Source organism: Sodalis sp. C49, from assembly GCF_046352915.1.
Lineage (GTDB): Bacteria > Pseudomonadota > Gammaproteobacteria > Enterobacterales > Enterobacteriaceae > Acerihabitans.
In genome coordinates this window covers 2,877,217-2,894,276 of sequence record NZ_CP163303.1, presented here as the reverse complement: position 1 = coordinate 2,894,276, position 17,060 = coordinate 2,877,217, and the positions used below count along the sequence as shown (strand labels likewise).

13 protein-coding genes are annotated in these 17,060 nt (G+C 61.0%); 6 read left to right on the top strand and 7 right to left on the bottom strand.

The annotated features are described in order from the left end of the window. Positions 1-89: 89 nt before the first annotated feature. The 3 genes from ABUK12_RS13115 to ABUK12_RS13105 are packed head-to-tail and all read left to right on the top strand — an operon-like array spanning position 90 to position 3,150. On the top strand, positions 90-851 hold the full coding sequence (locus ABUK12_RS13115) for an endonuclease/exonuclease/phosphatase family protein (RefSeq protein ID WP_410016637.1): 762 nt from the start codon (positions 90-92) through the stop codon (positions 849-851). Positions 852-853: 2 nt separating this feature from the next. After that, the gene (gene clsB / locus ABUK12_RS13110) at positions 854-2,098 is read left to right on the top strand and encodes a cardiolipin synthase ClsB (protein ID WP_410016636.1); all 1,245 of its coding nucleotides are present in this window, start codon (positions 854-856) and stop codon (positions 2,096-2,098) included. Then, positions 2,095-3,150, top strand: coding sequence for a lysylphosphatidylglycerol synthase domain-containing protein (locus tag ABUK12_RS13105; protein WP_410012254.1), 1,056 nt, complete (start codon positions 2,095-2,097; stop codon positions 3,148-3,150). The genes clsB and ABUK12_RS13105 overlap by 4 nt, the downstream gene beginning before the upstream one ends. Here the strand turns inward: ABUK12_RS13105 and cydB are convergent. The 7 genes from cydB to bhsA form a co-directional block, all read right to left on the bottom strand. Continuing rightward, entirely contained in the window at positions 3,120-4,148 is a 1,029-nt protein-coding gene (gene cydB / locus ABUK12_RS13100) for a cytochrome d ubiquinol oxidase subunit II (protein ID WP_410012253.1), read from the bottom strand. The genes ABUK12_RS13105 and cydB overlap by 31 nt on opposite strands. A gap of 25 nt (positions 4,149-4,173) precedes the next feature. After that, positions 4,174-5,595 carry a cytochrome ubiquinol oxidase subunit I gene (locus ABUK12_RS13095; protein ID WP_410012252.1) on the bottom strand — a complete coding sequence of 474 codons (1,422 nt, stop codon included), beginning with the start codon at positions 5,593-5,595 and terminating at the stop codon, positions 4,174-4,176. Positions 5,596-5,632: 37 nt separating this feature from the next. Beyond that, on the bottom strand, positions 5,633-6,118 hold the full coding sequence (locus tag ABUK12_RS13090) for a DUF1641 domain-containing protein (protein ID WP_410012251.1): 486 nt from the start codon (positions 6,116-6,118) through the stop codon (positions 5,633-5,635). Beyond that, positions 6,118-9,090: a formate dehydrogenase subunit alpha gene (gene fdhF / locus ABUK12_RS13085; protein WP_410012250.1), complete on the bottom strand. Its 2,973-nt coding sequence runs from the start codon at positions 9,088-9,090 to the stop codon at positions 6,118-6,120. The genes ABUK12_RS13090 and fdhF overlap by 1 nt, the downstream gene beginning before the upstream one ends. A gap of 171 nt (positions 9,091-9,261) precedes the next feature. Then, a complete protein-coding gene (locus ABUK12_RS13080) occupies positions 9,262-10,143 on the bottom strand; it encodes a PhzF family phenazine biosynthesis protein (protein WP_410012249.1) in 882 nt (293 codons plus the stop codon). A gap of 762 nt (positions 10,144-10,905) precedes the next feature. Continuing rightward, on the bottom strand, positions 10,906-11,163 hold the full coding sequence (locus ABUK12_RS13075) for a hypothetical protein (protein WP_410012248.1): 258 nt from the start codon (positions 11,161-11,163) through the stop codon (positions 10,906-10,908). Positions 11,164-11,173: 10 nt separating this feature from the next. Beyond that, positions 11,174-11,431, bottom strand: a complete 258-nt coding sequence (bhsA, locus tag ABUK12_RS13070; protein WP_410012247.1) for a multiple stress resistance protein BhsA — start codon at positions 11,429-11,431, stop codon at positions 11,174-11,176. A gap of 375 nt (positions 11,432-11,806) precedes the next feature. Here bhsA and ABUK12_RS13065 point away from each other — a divergent pair, with 375 nt between their 5' ends. The 3 genes from ABUK12_RS13065 to nirB all read left to right on the top strand — a co-directional run bounded on the left by ABUK12_RS13065 (position 11,807) and on the right by nirB (position 17,041). Then, positions 11,807-12,475, top strand: coding sequence for a TetR/AcrR family transcriptional regulator (locus tag ABUK12_RS13065; protein WP_410012246.1), 669 nt, complete (start codon positions 11,807-11,809; stop codon positions 12,473-12,475). Positions 12,476-12,622: 147 nt separating this feature from the next. Further along, positions 12,623-13,894, top strand: a complete 1,272-nt coding sequence (locus ABUK12_RS13060; RefSeq protein ID WP_410016635.1) for a nitrate- and nitrite sensing domain-containing protein — start codon at positions 12,623-12,625, stop codon at positions 13,892-13,894. Positions 13,895-14,038: 144 nt separating this feature from the next. Then, positions 14,039-17,041 carry a nitrite reductase large subunit NirB gene (gene nirB / locus ABUK12_RS13055; protein ID WP_410012245.1) on the top strand — a complete coding sequence of 1,001 codons (3,003 nt, stop codon included), beginning with the start codon at positions 14,039-14,041 and terminating at the stop codon, positions 17,039-17,041. The last annotated feature ends 19 nt before the right edge of the window (positions 17,042-17,060 follow it).

Sequence of the window (17,060 nt, the reverse complement as noted above, 5' to 3'; positions counted from 1 at the left end):
ATCGGGGAGTGGGTTTTTGCCGCTTAATTTTGCAGGGGTTCGAGATCATGCTGCGAACGGATTATCATCAAAATAAGGATGTACCGGGCATGCCGCAAGTGGAGCAGGGATTTTCCTTTAAGGTGCTGACCATCAATACCCATAAGGGCTTTGCCGCCTTTAACCGGCGTTTTATCCTGCCGGAACTGCGCGAAGCGGTGCGTACCGTGGCGCCCGATATCGTGTTCCTCCAGGAAGTCCTGGGCACGCACGAAAAGCATTCGCAACGCTTCGATAACTGGCCGGTGGTGCCGCAGTACGAATTTCTGGCCGACACCATGTGGGCCGATTTCGCCTACGGGCGCAACGCGGTCTATCCCGACGGCGATCACGGCAATGCGCTGCTTTCCCGTTTCCCCATCACCCGCCAAAGCAATCTGGACGTGTCCATCGACGGCACGGAGAAGCGCGGCATGCTGCACTGCGTGCTGCAGGTGCCTGGCCGTGAGCTGGAGCTGCATATGATTTGCGTGCACCTGGGGCTGAAGGAAGCGCATCGCCGCGAGCAGATGCTGCGCATGAGCAGGCATATTGCCACGCTGCCGGCGGATGCGCCGCTGGTGGTGGCCGGTGATTTCAACGACTGGCGCCAGCGCGCCAATACGCTTTTGCGGCGCGAAGCCGGCCTGGTGGAGGTCTTTACCCAGGCGCGCGGCCGACCGGCCCGTACTTTCCCCGCCCGCTTTCCCCTGCTGCGCCTGGACCGTATTTATGTCAGGAACGCCCGCATCAGCGAGCCGACCTCCCTGGCCAACCAACCCTGGTCGCATTTATCCGACCACGCTCCCCTCGCCGTGGAGATCCATTTATGAATATGAATATGGAGTGGCGCGACGGCAATCGCATCAAGCTGCTGGAAAACGGCGAAGCGTTTTTCCCGGCCCTGTACGAGCGCATCGGCCAGGCCAGGAAAGAGGTGCTGCTGGAGACTTTTATCCTGTTCGAGGATAAAGTCGGCAAGGCGCTACAGGAAAACCTGATTGCCGCCGCCAGGCGCGGGGTGCGGGTGGAAATCATGGTCGACGGTTACGGCTCGGCGGATCTGTCCGACAGCTACGTCGGCGCCCTCACCGCCGCGGGAGTGCATTTCCGTTATTACGATCCCCGCCCGGCGTTTATGGGCATGCGCACCAATCTGTTCCGCCGCCTGCATCGTAAAATCGTGGTGGTGGACGGCGTTATCGCCTTTATCGGCGGCATTAATTTTTCCGCCGAGCACCTGAGCGACTACGGCCCGGAGGCCAAGCAGGACTATGCGGTGGAGGTGGAGGGGCCGGTGGTGGAGGATATCCATCGCTTTACCCTACAGGCCTTGTATAAGGAAGACCACCATCGCAGCTGGCTGCGCCGGCGCTCCAGGCTGCCGGCCCATAACCGCCAGCCCGGCGAGGCCCAGGCGCTGTTTGTCTATCGGGATAACGATGAACACGACACCGATATAGAGCGCCACTATATCGATATGCTGCGCGGCGCAAAACGCGAGGTCATCATCGCCAATGCCTATTTTTTCCCCGGCTACCGCCTTTTGAAGGAGATGCGCAACGCCGCCCGGCGCGGCGTGCGCATGGTGCTGATTGTCCAGGGCGAGCCGGATATGCCGATCGTGACGGTCGGCGCGCGCATGTTATACAATTATCTGGTGCCGGAAGGGGTGAAAATCTATGAATATTGCCGCCGTCCGCTGCACGGCAAAGTGGCCGTCATGGACGATAGCTGGGCCACCGTCGGGTCCAGTAATCTTGACCCGCTCAGCCTGGCGCTGAACCTGGAGGCCAACCTGATCATCCATGACACCGCCTTCACGCAGCAACTGCGCGACAATCTTAACGGGCTGATTGAAAACGATTGCCGGTTAATTGACGAAAGCATGGTGCCCAAGCAGACCTACTGGCATGTGGTGAAAAGCGTGCTGGTGTTCCATTTCCTGCGCCACTTCCCGGCCTGGGTCGGCTGGCTTCCCGCCCATACGCCGAAATTATCGCTGGTGGCGCCGCCGGTCCAGCCGGAAATGGAAACCCAGGATCGCGCCGAACCCGAAAACGAGGGGGCAAAATCATGACCCGAAAACGCCCCGCCGGTAAACGACACCGCGCCTGGTCGATGGCTAAAAAAATCCTGACCGGCCTGTTTTTTATCGGCGTCATTATCTTGCTGGTGGTCTATGCCCGCAAGGTGGACTGGGATGATGTGGAGCAGGCCATTACCGGCTACCGGCTCAATGCGCTGCTGATGGTGATTGGGCTGGCGGTGTTCAGTTACCTGCTGTATGGCGTCTACGATCTTATCGGCCGCGCCTATTGCGGCCATAAGCTGGCGAAAAAGCAGGTGATGCTGGTTTCCTTCATCTGTTATGCCTTTACCCTCACCCTCAGCGCCTGGGTCGGCGGCATCGGCATGCGCTACCGGCTCTATTCACGCCTCGGTTTGTCCAACAGCGCCATCACCCGTATCTTCAGCCTGAGCCTGGCCACCAACTGGCTGGGATATATCCTGCTTTCCGGCATCGTCTGCGCGTTCGGGGTGCTGCATCTGCCGGCTAAATGGGGTATCGGCGAGCTGGCGCTGCGCCTGACGGGCGTGATCCTGCTGCTGCTGATCGCCGCTTATTTTTGGCTGTGCGCCTTTGCCAAACGCCGGCGCTGGACCATCAAGGGCCAGAAGCTGGTGCTGCCGTCGCTGCGCATGGCCGGCGCGCAGCTGGTGGCCTCCTGCGCCAACTGGCTGGCGATGGCCGCCATTATCTACATTTTGCTTAACGACAAAGTCGATTTTCCGCTGGTGCTCGGCGTGCTGCTGGTAAGCAGCATCGCCGGGGTTATCGTGCATATCCCGGCGGGCATCGGCGTGCTCGAGGGCGTATTTGTCGCCATGCTGGGCAGCGAGCATCTGTCCCATGGCACCATTATCGCCGCCCTGCTGGCCTACCGGGCGATCTATTTCATCGCGCCGCTGCTGCTGGCGCTGGTGCTGTACCTGGGCCTTGAAAGCCGCGCCAAGGCGCTGCGGGAAAAAAACCAGCAACGGGAAGCGGCCCATAAGGCGCAAAAGGACGCGCGGGGGGCGCTGGCGGAAGACGCCGGTCACTTACCCGATAAGGGGCCTTTGGCCTGAGCGTGGATTTTGCCGCGAAACACCCAAAAACCAAAGGTGTTGTAAGCCAGGGTGATGGGGATTAGCACCGCGAAGCCAATCAGCACAAATCCCTGGCTCAGGGGCGGCGAGGACGCGGCGCTTATTGACAGCCGGGGCGGGATCATCGCCGGATATACCGCCAGCAGCAGCAGGGCGAATGTCAGCACCACGCCCCCCAGCGCCAGGCACAGCGGCAGCAGGGCAACCCGGGCGGACAGCGCCCGCCGGAATCCGCCGGCGACCGCCAGCAGCAACAGCGCGGCGGGCAGGGTGAAACGCAGATCGGACAGATGCCGGCGGTACTCCTCATGCAGGCCGCCGGTCCACAGCGTCAGCAGCGCAACCAGCGCCAGGGCCAATGGGCCAAGCCGCCGGGCGAGCGCGCGTGCGCGCGCCTGCAGCATTCCTTCCGTACGCCATATCAGCCAGCAGGCGCCCAGCAGCGCGTAACCGGCCATCAGCGCCAGGCCGCAGAATAGCGGAAATACCCCCAGCCATTCCCAGCCGCCGCCGGTATAATGCGCGCCGTCATGGGGAATACCCTGAATAAACGTACCCATGATCACGCCCTGGCCGGCGGCGGCCAGCGCCGAACCGCCCATCAGCATCAGATCGAACCGCCACCGCTTTTGCGGGTCGGCGCGGTCGCGGTATTCAATCGCCATGCCGCGCGCTATCAGCGCCAGCAGCATGAGAAATACCGGCAGATACAGGGCGCTCAGCAGAATGGCGTAGGCGGCGGGGAACAGGGCCAGCAGGCCGCCGCCGCCCAGTACCAGCCAGGTCTCGTTGCCGTCCCAAACGGGCAGCAGCGAGAGCGTCATGACCTGGCGATCCGCTTCGGCGCGGTTGAACGCATACAGCATGCCGACGCCCAAATCGGTACCGTCCAGCAAGATATAGATCAGCACGCTGAAGGCCAGCGCGGCGGCGGATAACAGTTGCAGCGCGGCGGCGGAAAAAATCAGCTCCGGCATAGGATAAACTCCTGCATTCGTCGTGTTACGGGTGTTGCTCCGGCGGCGGCGCGGCGTCCTGGCCCGCGTACGTCGCGCCATCGCCGGTCTGCCGCGCCAGCGACGGCACCGGACCTTCTTCCCCCGGCCGGGGCGGTTGCGCCAGCAGGCGCAGCATAAAGAGCAGCCCGGTGCCGAACACCAGCAGATAAACCATCGCCACGGCGATGGCGGAGGCGATGATTAGGGCCATGGATACCGGCGAGATCCCCTCATAGGTACGCGTCAGGCCGTAGACCATAAACGGCTGGCGGCCGGCCTCGGTAACCACCCAACCGGCCAGCATGGCGATAAATCCCGCCGGCGCCAGCGGCACCATGATGCGCTGCAGCCAGCGCGCGCGCCACAGGGCGCCCCGCCAGCGCAACGCCACGCCCGCGATGCCCGCCAGGGCCATCACCAGCCCCAGGCCCACCATGACGCGAAAGGCGAAAAACACCAGTGGCACCGGCGGGATGTCCTGGGGCGGAAACTCATTCAGGCTTTTAATGGTGCCGGTAAGGTTATGGCGTAGATAGAGCGAGCCAAGTCGGGGAATCGACACCTCCCAATGGTTGCGCCGCGCCGTCATGTCCGGCAGCGCGAACAGCCGCATCGGCTCCCCGGCGCCCGGCGGCGGTCGGTCCCAGTCGCCCTCCATGGCGGCCACTTTTTGCGGCTGGTGGCGCAGGGTATTTTCGCCGTGCAAATCCCCGGCGATAATTTGCAAGGGCGCGGCGACGGCCACGGTCCACAGCGCCCAGGAAAACATCACCCGGGCCGCCGGATTGCGGCTGTCGCGCAGCAGATGCCGGGCACCGGCTGCCGCCACCATAAACGCGGTGCCGAGTACGGCGGCCAGCAGCATATGCGCCAGCCGATAGCCAAAGGAAGGATTGAAGATAATCGCCAGCCAGTCCTGCGGGTGGAAACGACCGCCGTCGTCCATCAAAAAACCCGCCGGGGTTTGCATCCAGGAGTTGGCGGAGATAATCCAGAACGCGCTGAATAGGGAACCCAGCGCCACCATGCAGGTGGTGAAAAAATGCAGTTTCGGCCCGACCTTCTGCATGCCGAACAGCATAATGCCCATAAAACCGGCTTCCAGGAAAAACGCCACCAGCACTTCATAAAACATCGGCGGCCCGATAATCGCGCCCGCCCGCGCGGAGAACACCCCCCAGTTGGTGCCGAACTCAAACTCCATCACCACCCCGGACACCACGCCCACCGCCACGTTAAGCGCAAAGATCTTGAGCCAATACCGATACAGGTCCAGATAGACCTGGCGCCGCCGCCATAGCCACAGGCCTTCCAGCGCCGTCAAAAAAAGGGCCAGGCCGATGGTAAAGGCGGCCAGCACGATATGAAAACCTATGGTGAAGGCAAACTGGGCGCGCGCAATCAGCAGCGCAGAAACGTGTTCCATCGGACCCTTGCTTCGGCAGCAATTGCCGTGTTTGACCTCAGGCGTCGCTGGGCTTGCCGGTAAACGAAGAGATGGGTTTATCCACCTCTTCATCCATGCGGCGGCTAAAGGCCTTCATGCCGTCGATAAACGGCGTAATCCCCTGCCAGAAGGCGTCGTCGTTAAGCATCTTATACAGTCCCCGGACTCCCGGCGCATCCTGGGGAGCGTCGTTTCCTTCCCGCGCGCGGCTTATCACATCGACCATATCGCGCACGGCGAACACCATCTTGTAGAATTGACCGGGAGGAAAGGTGGATAACGCCATGGCCAGCACCGACAGGTTCTGGATAACGTTCAGCGAGCCTTCCCGGTTGAGCCCGTTGACCAGCACCCGCGCTATCTGGTTATTGGCGGCCACCAGGTCGTTGGCCAGGCGCAGCACGCCGTGCTCGTGCAGGGTTTGCAGCAAGCGTTCCAGCTCCTCATGGGCATCCGGCCCGATTTTCGGAGCCTCCACCGTATAACCGATAGGTTTAGCCATTAGAATTTCTCCGGATGAGGTTCTTGTTCAGGCGGCGGCAGGTAATCGTCGCGCCGCCATTTCTGCTCCACGGGCACCTTGTCGATGGGGGTACGGGAGCCATAGCGGAAATTATGGCGCGGCAGGGGCGAAACCATGTTCTCCCGGGGCAGTACGGTAAGTTTAACCGCCAGCTCTTTATAGGCGGGGGTGTTCACATCCGGATCGTGATGCTCGCCGGTCAGGGCGTTAACGCCGTCCTTGCCCAGATGAATGGGGAGAAACAGGGTATTGCCCTGCACCCGATCGGTAATCACCGCCGGCACCTCGACGGCGCCGCGCCGCGAGGCCAGGCGTAGCCAGGCGCCTTCCTCGATGCCCCGCTCCGCCGCCAGCCCCGGGCTGATTTCCACAAACCAGTCCGGCGACAGGGAGAGGAGGCGACCTCCGCGTCCGGTCTGGTTGGTGGACTGGAAATGCTCCAGCATCCGGCCGTTATTCAGCATTAAATCATATTCGCCGTCCTGCGCCTCGGCGGGTGGCTTCCATTCCAGCGGATAAAGGACGGCTTTGCCGTCCTCGGTATGGAAACCGTCGGTATACAGCAGCGGCGTGTCGGTACCGTCGGCCTTGACCGGCCAAAGCAGCGATTGCCATCCCGCCAGCCGTTCATAGGTCACGCCGGCGAAGACCTTGGCGATACCGGCGGCCTCGGCCATGATCTGCGAAGGATGGGTGTAACCCCAGGGATGGCCCATCCTGGCCGCCAGGTCGGTGAGGATGCGCCAGTCCGGCCGGCTATCGCCGAGCGGCGGCATCACTTCATAAAAACGCTGGATGCGGCGCTCGGTATTCACAAACGACCCCTCTTTTTCCACGCTCGGGCAGCCGGGCAACACCACGTCGGCGAATTCGGCGGTGCGGCTCATAAACAGGTCCTGCACCACCAGAAAATCCAGATTGGTAAACCCCTCATGCACATTGGCGGCATCGGCGTCAGAGAATGCCGTTTCCTCGCCAATCACATACATCGCCTTGATTTTTTTCTCTTTCGCATGCTTCACCATGGTGAAATTATCGTCGCCGGCCTTATCGGACAGGCGGTCCGGCGCCACGCCCCAGGCCTTGGCCCATTTGGCGCGCACCTGGGGATCGGTGACCTTTTCATAGCCGGGATAAAAATCCTTCAGGCAGCCGAAATCACTGGCCCCCTGCACGTTATTATGGCCGCGCATCGGGTATCCGCCGGTACCGGGCCGGCCGTAGTTGCCGGTCACGAGCAGCAGGTTCGACAGCGCCGTGCTGGTATCCGCCCCGTGGCTGTGCTGGGTAATGCCCATCGCCCACAGTATGCAGACGGAGGATGCCCGGCCAATCATTTCGGCGGCGTCAATCAACTGCCGGCGCGCGATGCCGGTGATCCGCTCGGCGAACGCCAGGGTAAAAGGCGCCAGGGATTGGCGGTACGCGTCCACCTGGTTTACCCGTGCCGCCAGGAAGTCCGTATCCGCATAGCCATGATCAAACATATAACGCGCCATGGCGGACGCCCAGACCATATCGGTGCTGGAGTTGATGCGCAGGAATAGATCCGCGCGTTCCGCCATTTCGTGTTTACGCGGATCCACGACAATCAGCCGCTGGCCGCGGTGCTTGCGCGCCGCCTTGAGACGGGCGGCGATCACCGGATGATTCTCGGCGGTATTGCTGCCGACGATAATAATCAGCTCGGCCCGTTCCAGATCCTGGATGGAACCGGCGTCGCCGCCATATCCCACGGTGCGGAACAGACCCATGGTGGCGGGGTTCTGGCAGTAGCGGGACGAATTGTCGACGCTATTGGTGCCGATAATCAGCCGGGCGATTTTTTGCGTCAGGTAGGCTTCTTCATTGCTGGCTTTGCTGGAACCGATAAACCCGATGCTTTCGGCGCCGTGGGTATTGCGTATCTCCAGCAGGCGGCGGGCCACCAGATCCAGCGCTTCATCCCAGCCGGCCTTGCGGAAACGGCCGTTTTCACGAATCAGCGGCGTGGTCAGGCGCGCTTCGCTGTTGACGAAATCCCAGCCGAATTTACCTTTGACGCAGGTGGAGATGCCGTTGGCCGGCGCATCCACCATCGGCTGCACTTTCAGGATATGCCGGTCACGGGTCCACATTTCAAACGAACAGCCCACGCCGCAATAGGTGCAGACGGTTTTGGTGCGTTTGATTTCCGGCTGGCGCCAGTGCATATCCATCATGGAGATACCGGTAATGATTTCCGCGCCGGTGGTGTTCTCGAGGGTTTTGATCATATCGATCAGCGGGCGTTTCAGATCGGGAGACATGGCGGTAAACGGCCCGGCGTCCGGCTGCATGGTTTTTTCCATCAAGGCGTTGCAGGGACAGACCGTGACGCAGTGACCGCAGCTGACGCAGCTGGAGCCGGCGATTTTTTCACCACCGTCCCACAGTACGCGCGGATGATCCGCGCTGTAGTCGATACTCAGCGTCTCGTTGACCTCGACGTTCTGGCAGGCGTCCACGCAGCGGCCGCACAGGATGCACTGATCGGGATCGTAGGTGTAAAATGGATTGGAATGGTCCTTCGCATACGGCTTGCGCTCGAACTTATAACGCTGGATGGGGATATGCATATCCGCCATGGTGTTGTGCAGGGTACAGTCGCCGGTATTGTGCTCGCATACCGTGCAATACAGCTCGTGCTTGGCCAGCAGCCGGTCCATGCCCTCGACTTGCGCCGCCCGGGCCTGCGCGCCCCGGCTGTTGAGCACCATGCCGTCACGGGTGCGCAGGGTACAGCCGCGCACCAGCTGATGGTCCTGCTCCACCCAACAGACATCGCAGGTTTTCAGCGGGTCCAGCGCCGGGTGATAACAGACATGGGGCAGGTTGACGCCCCGCGCGGCCAGGAAATCCACCAGCGGCGTATCCGCTTTGCCGGTCAGCGGCACACCGTCAAAAATAATCGTGCAGTCTGTCTGGCTCATCAGGCTACCTCAAATAACGACCACCACCTATCATGTGCATCTTTGCCATGGCGGCCACTAAGATAGTGTTAAAGGTAGTCGTTAATGATTGATGCGCAATAGCCACACCGTTTGCAGATTGTTGCTAATTATTAACAGTAAGGATGCAGGTTATTAACATTTACCTGACGGCTACAGCCTGAACGTGCCGTCGATCACGGTGACCGATTGGCCGGCAATCCACGGCACGCCGTCGATAAAGCGCGCGCTGACCTGGCCGTCGCGCCCCAGGACCGTGCCCTGGCGGACGCGCCAGGACTCGGCAAACGCCGGATTATCAGGAAATCCCTGGGCGTGCAGCAGGCGCGCCAGGCAGGCATTGGCGCTGCCGGTGACCGGATCCTCCACCAGGGCGCCCTGTTCCACCAAAAAGGCCCTGACTTCATAATCCGCCGGGCCGTTTGCCTCGTGCAGGCCATATACCGCCAGGCCGTTCGCTTCGCAACGCTTGAGCAACCGCTCCAGGGCGACGGCGTCCGGTTGCATCCGCAAACAAGACAGCGCGCTGTCGGCCCGGGCCACCAGCCAGCGGATCCCCATGTCCACCACGACCGGCGGAGACCAGGTGACCGTCGTCGCGCCGCCCACGGCGGCGTTAAGCAGGGGGAAATAACTTTCGTTCACCGTATAGATTTTGGCCTCGGGCGCCTGGAACGCCAGCCATCCGGCGCGGGTGATATCGAGGGCGACCAGGCCCACCCCGCACTCCTGGATGAGTCTATCGGCCGCCTTGGCCCTAAAGCCGCTTTCCAGCATCGCATGGGCAGTGCCGAGCGTGGGATGGCCGGCAAAAGGCAATTCTCCTGCCGGGGAGAAAATACGCACATGATAATCGGCGCCGGCGGCCGAAGGCGGCAGGACAAACGTGGTTTCGGATAAATGAGTCCAGCGGGCCACGGCCAGCATCTGCCGATCGGATAAGCCATCGGCATCCAGGATCACCGCCAGGGGATTGCCCATCAACGCAGTGGCGGTAAACACATCGACCTGTTTAAATCGACGCAGCTCGGTCATAACCCATCCTTTTTAACAGTAAGGCGATTATTGCCGATTCTGGCGTGGTTGCAGGATAACTGCAAGGACGGTAAGAGGGATATTGCGCTTTGAGATAACCGCCAGGCCAGGGGAGCGGTTAACCCGCCGCCTCAGCGGACGGGCGGCAAAAAAAACTGCGCCGCCAACTGTCAATAAAAGCACCTGACAGTTGGGGCGCAGCTCTCAATGGGTTTTATACCAGAGGATCGCAACCCTTAGCCGCGGCCCGGTCCGCCGCCATGGTGATAACCGCCGCCGCCGCCATGACCGCCGCCGCCGCCCCAAGGAGGTGGCCACAGGCAACCGCTAAGCGCGGCGCTAAGAACAATAATTCCGACAAATGCTAAAATGCGACGCATTGTTTTGCTCCATATATTAATAATTACGTTACCGTTAGATGATTATCCATTCGTTAAAAGGGGTCAACGGCGGCAACCGTAAAGATATTTGGCACAGATGTTTCTATTTGCGTTTATTGCATGGAAGCGTAAATTTGGCGGAAAACGGCAGGGCTAATTTATTCATTAACATAGGAAAAAGCTTATTTAGGGCTTTTATTTATTTTAATAAAGATATAATTAAGAATATTCCTGACAGAGGATAGCAACGGGCAGGAGAAAAGAAAGCGTTATTTTGTTACAACGTAAAAAAAAGCGTTTGCGCGATGATATTACGCAAACGCTTTAGGGAAAATAATGAATGGGCCAAGCCCGGGTTTTTTGATGACTCGCCGGTAAAGCGCTATTCATAAACGACCGACGTACTGTGCATATTATTGCGCCCCGACACCGACGTTACCGGATAGGCGCGGTTATCGACGCGTACGGCGCGTTCACTGCCATGACCGGGCAGGGTAGGCAACCCTGTCCTGGCGCCCACGGTCGTCAATACCACCTGGTGAGGCTCATACCGGGCGGTATTGATGGTGTCGGCGGCAACACTGCCGAACGACACCATGGCGGCCAGGGCAACGATACCAAGATTAACTTTGTTCATCATGGCGCCATCCTTATTGGTAAATTACCGCCGTGCCATGCAGGTTATTCTGGCCGGTGGTGGAGGTAATCACAAAAGACTTCGCGCCTTCGGCCGAAGCCTTGGCGGACAGCTGGCTTTCCAGCGAAGACAGGTTGGCGCCGCCGGTGGCGCTGATGACGCCTACCGGCTGCTGACCCGCCGGGGCGGAGGTCGCCAGTTCTGCGGCAAAACTACCGAAAGAGACGGCGCTCAGGGCGATGGCGGCGATGGCATATTTTACGTTTTTCATAATCTTATCTCTCTATGCACTCTGGTTGCAGGATTTGTGGGTCAACGCTATTTGTTAACGTTCGATAAGTAAATACTAGTCCTCCTGACGGCGTTGATCAACTAAATTTTTAATGATCGTTAATATAATAGATAAGCCATTGTTAATAATAAAAATTTATTTTTATTGTCAACGCTCACCCACTTTGGGTTGGAGAGGCCGCCGCAAGGGAGGAACAGGCATGGCCGCCAAATTTAACATTCTTTGGGCAATGTGACGAAAGGCACTTGTAATTTTTGTAATGATCGTTAATTATATAGGTGCCGGCTGATATCCACAAGGACGTTGTGCAAGCGGCAAGATGCCAGGCATAAAAATGCGATAAGAGAGGATGTTATGAATACCGATCATGTTGCGCCCATACGGAAAGGACGCGGACGCCCAAAACAGTTCGACCGTGACGATGCGCTGGATAAAGCGCTGGAACTGTTCTGGCGCCACGGCTACGAAGCGACCTCGCTGACCGATCTGGTGGAGGCCACCGGGGCCAAGGCCCCGACGCTGTACGGCGAGTTCGGCAATAAGGAAGGCCTGTTCCGCGCGGCGGCCGAACGCTACGTGGCGAAATTCGCCGAACGGGGCAAGGTGCTGCTGGCCGACCCCGCCTGTACGGCGGCGCAGGCGGTTGAAAATTTCCTGCGCGATACCGCGGCGCTGTACACCGACAAAGATTTGCCCTCGGGCTGCTTTATTATCTGTACGTCCGCCGCGCTCTCGTCTTCATCCGACGCCGTGGCGAAACTGCTGCGCGCGCGGCACCATTTCCAGGAAAACATGCTGGCGGATTTCCTGCGCGCGCGCCAGGCCCAGGGAGAATTGCCGGCCGGCACTCATGTGCCCACCCTGGCGAAATACCTGACCTGTATCCTGCAGGGGATGTCGGTGCAGGCCCGTGACGGCGCTACCCGCGCGGATCTGGATACCATCGTTACCACGTTGATGAAAGTGTGGCCGACTCTGGCGCGCATCGGCGCGGCCGCCGCCCGGGATACGGCACAGGTTTAACGGCGCCGCGCCGACCCGGCGCGGCCGAAAAGACAGCGGCGCGACGCAGATAAAGTTGATTCTGCGCAGGGCGCCGGTGTCCTGCGGTACGTAATATGCGTTTATCAGGTCACGTCGTGGCAATTCCGGACTGGATAAATGAACCCATTGATTGCCGATACTTCCACCGCTATTCGTTTCCTGCAGGCCTCGCGGCAAAGCGAGATCGCGGCGTTGCGACGTTTGCTGCAAACCGGCGAACTGGTGGGGGCGGTCAGTCAATTGGTGCATATGCTGCAACGCGAACGTGGCGTAACCACCCTTTACCTGAGCTCGGGCTTGCACGCCGATACGCTTGAAAAACCGGCGCGCGATGCCGTTATTGCCGAGCGTGCCGTATTGCGGCTATTGGGCCGGGAGGAAGGCGTCAATCGGCCGGCGTCCGACAGCCAAAGGCTGGGGCGAATTGCCGCGGTATGTTATGCGCTGGGACGTTTGCCAGCGTTACGCCGCCGCATCCGGCGGGCCGGGATCGATCAGGCGCAGGCGGCGGCGGTATTCAACGCGGTGATCCGCAGCCTGCTGGCGCTGGTATTCGAGGCGGCGGATACGGCGGCGGAGCCGGCTGTTTCCCGGGCGTTGATCGCCATGTTCAGCTTTATGCAGGGCAAAGAGCTGGCGGGGCAGGAACGGGCGCAGGGCGCGGCGGTGTTTGCCGCGCGCGCATTTAGCGCCGCCGCCCGCCAACAGTTGCTGGACCTGATTGAAGGCCAGGAGCGGTGTTTCGCCACCTTCGGCGAATTCAGCGATCCCCTTAACCTGCAGCGCTGGGGCGAGATGGCGCGTGACGGCGATTGCGATGTCGAGCGGCTGCGCCGCATCGTTCTCACGGGTAACATCGCCGCGGATCACAGCCTGCGTTGGTATGAGGCGACGACCCGCCGTATCGACCTGATGAAGGGGGTCGAGGACGGACTGGCGGCGGTATTGATGCAATTATGCCGGGCCGGCATCGACGCCGCGCAAGACGCCGCGGGCGACTGGCCGGGAGATGCCGCGCTGGAAGCCCTGCTGGCGCGTCAGATGGACCAACCGGTGGAGTATAGCGTATTCGTTGCCGCCGCCGGACCGGACGACGCCGCTGAGCCGCTGGGCAATAACGGCCTCAGCCCGCAGCTGGGACGATCGGTATTATCTCTCGTCGGGCAACAATCGCGCCGGCTGCGGGAACTGGCCGATGAGCTGGCGCAACTGCGCGCCACCCTTAATGACCGGCGGCAAGTCGAAGACGCCAAGCTGCTGCTGATGCGTCATCAGCGGTTAAGCGAGGAAGAGGCCTATAACGCCCTGCGGCGTATGGCAATGAACCAAAATAAAAAGCTGACGGAAGTGGCCGCGGCCATCCTGGCGGTGGAAGAGATATTGACCGGCCGGCCATAACGGCGGGCCGGGGGTAAGCGACATCAGGATATGACTTCGTGTTAAGCCAATGGCGGCGTAGCGCGGGTCAAGGATAAAGGCGTCCAAAAGCATGCAGTCATTGCATGTTTTTGGACGCCTTTTTTTTATGTAAGGACTTTTGTTATGAACAAACCCGTATTAGCTGTCATCGGCCACGGCATGGTGGGCCAGTATTTTCTGGAACAGCTGGTGGCGCGCGAGCTGCACCGGCGTTACCGCATCATCGTCTTCGGCGCCGAGCGCCGCCCCGCTTACGATAGAGTACATTTGTCGGCGTATTTTTCCGGGCGCAGCGCGGGATCGCTGTCGCTGGTGCCCGACGGTTTTTTTGCGTTGCATGACATCGAATTGCGCGGCGCCACCACCGTTACCGCCATCGATCGTCAGCGGCAATGCCTGACGGATAACCACGGCGGAACAACGCCCTACGATCGGCTGGTGCTGGCCACCGGATCCTATGCCTTTGTGCCGCCGATTCCCGGCTGCGATCTACCCGGCTGCCTGACGTACCGAACCCTGGACGATCTTGACGCCATCGCCGCGCGGGCGCGCCAGTCACGGCGCGGCGCGGTGATCGGCGGCGGCCTGCTGGGGCTGGAAGCCGCCAATGCCCTGCGGCAGCTGGGACTGGAAACCCATGTGATCGAGTTTGCCCCGCGGCTGATGGCGGTGCAGCTTGATGAAGGCGGCGCGGCCATGCTGCGGCGGAAAATCGACGCTTTGCAGGTAACCGTGCACACCGGCAAAAACACCCGCCGTATCACCCCTGCCGGCCAAGACGGCCTGCGGCTGGAATTTGCCGACGGCGGGTCGCTTGATACCGATCTTATCCTGTTTTCCGCCGGTATCCGTCCCATGGACCGGTTGGGCCATCAGTGCGGACTGACGCTCGGCGCGCACGGAGGACTGGCTATCGACGATCGGTGCGTGACCTCGGATGCCCATATTTTCGCTATCGGCGAATGCGCCGCGTGGCGCGACGCCTTGTTTGGGCTGGTGGCGCCCGGTTATCAGATGGCGCGCGCGCTGGCGTCATGTCTTGCCGGGGAGGAGGCGGTATTTAGCGGGGCGGATCTCAGTACCCGGCTGAAACTGCTGGGCGTCGAAGTCGGCTCGCTGGGGGACGCCCAGGGCGCCGCCCCGGGCTGCCAAAGCTATCTATGGACCGACGGCCCGCGGCAGATCTATAAAAAAATCGTGGTTTCCGGGGATAAAACCCGCCTGCTGGGCGCGGTGCTGGTGGGCGACAGCGCGGAGTTCAGTACCCTGCAGCAGATGATACTCAATGGCATGCCCCTGCCGGAACGACCGGAAAGCCTGATCCTGCCGGCCGGCTCGGGGGACGCGCCGAAGGCCGCGGGCGTGGCCTCCCTGCCTGACAGCGCCCAGGTTTGCTCCTGCCATAACGTCAGCAAAGGAGATATCCGCGCGGCGGTGGCGGCGGGGGCGCGCGATCTGGCGGCGGTGAAAACCTGCACCCGCGCCGGCACCGGCTGCGGCGGCTGCGTACCGCTGGTCAGGCAGGTCATGGAATATGAGCTGTCGCAACAGGGCGTGGTGGTGAAAAAAGACGTGTGCGAACACTTTGCCTATTCACGCCAGGAGTTGTATCACCTGATTCGCGTCAACCGTATCCGTACCTTCAGCCAACTGCTGGCACAATATGGCCATGGCCTGGGATGTGAAATCTGCAAACCGCTGGCCGGTTCCCTGCTGGCTTCCTGCTGGAACGACTTTCTATTGCAACCCGAACATCTGCCGTTGCAGGATACCAACGATCGTTTTTTCGCCAATATCCAGAAGGACGGTACCTATTCCGTCGTGCCGCGCATGCCCGCCGGGGAAGTCACCCCTGCGGGGCTGATTGCCGTGGGCCAGGTGGCTGCCCGTTATAATTTATACACCAAGGTGACCGGCGGCCAGCGCATCGCGCTGTTCGGCGCCAGGATGGAACAGCTGCCGGCCATTTGGCGGGAACTGGTGGCCGCCGGTTTTGAAACCGGGCATGCCTACGGTAAATCGCTGCGCACGGTAAAATCCTGCGTCGGCTCAACCTGGTGCCGCTTCGGCGTGCAGGATTCCACCGGGCTGGCCATCAGACTGGAAAACCGCTACAAGGGCCTGCGCGCGCCGCATAAATTCAAGCTGGGTGTTTCCGGTTGTACGCGTGAATGCGCGGAAGCGCAGGGCAAGGATATCGGCATTATCGCCACCGACAAAGGCTGGAACCTGTATATTTGCGGCAATGGCGGCATGAAACCGCGCCACGCGGATTTATTTGCCACCGATCTGGATGCCGACGGCCTTATCGTCATGATCGACCGCCTGCTGATGTTTTATATCCGCACTGCCGATCGGCTGCAGCGCACCAGCACCTGGCTGGATAATCTGGAAGGCGGCGTAAACTATCTGCAGCGGGTGATCGTCGATGACGCGCTCGGCATCTGCGCCGAGCTTGAACAGGAAATGCAGTCGGTAGTGGCGAGTTACCAGTGCGAATGGCAAACCACCCTGGCGGATGCCGGCCGGCTGGCGTTGTTCCGGGGATTTATCAACAGCGACCGGCCGGATGAAGCGGTGGTCATGATGGCGCAGCGATCCCAGATCCGGCCCGCACGGCCGGAAGAAAAATCGCGGGCGGGCGTAAGCGCGCCGCCCGAGGGCGATGCGTGCTATGAGGTGTCCATGGGGGCGTTGCCAGCCGCGGCAGGAAATGGCCCCGGGCCGTCGTCCGCCGTTGAGGAAACCGGCTGGCGACCGGTGTGCATGCTCGGTGATATCCCGGCCCATGCCGGCATCGCCGCGCGTTTAGGGCAACGGCAGATAGCCCTGTTTTACCTGCCGTCGGCCGCGGGCCCGGCCGGCGGGGAAGGCCGGGTATATGCTTTATCCAATCATGAGGCGGGCAGCGGCGCCAACGTGTTGGCGCGCGGCTTGGTGGGCGATGTCGCAGGCGAGCCGGTGGTGATTTCGCCGCTGTATAAAAAACATTTCCGCCTGCGCGACGGTTGCTGCCTGGAGGATGCAGGCCTATCGGTCAGCGCCTGGCCGGTGGAAATCCGCCAGGGGCGCGTCTGGGTGGCGGCCTGCGCATTGACGGCGCGCGCGCCGGCGCCGGCGGAATAAGGGCGACGTCCGTGACGGC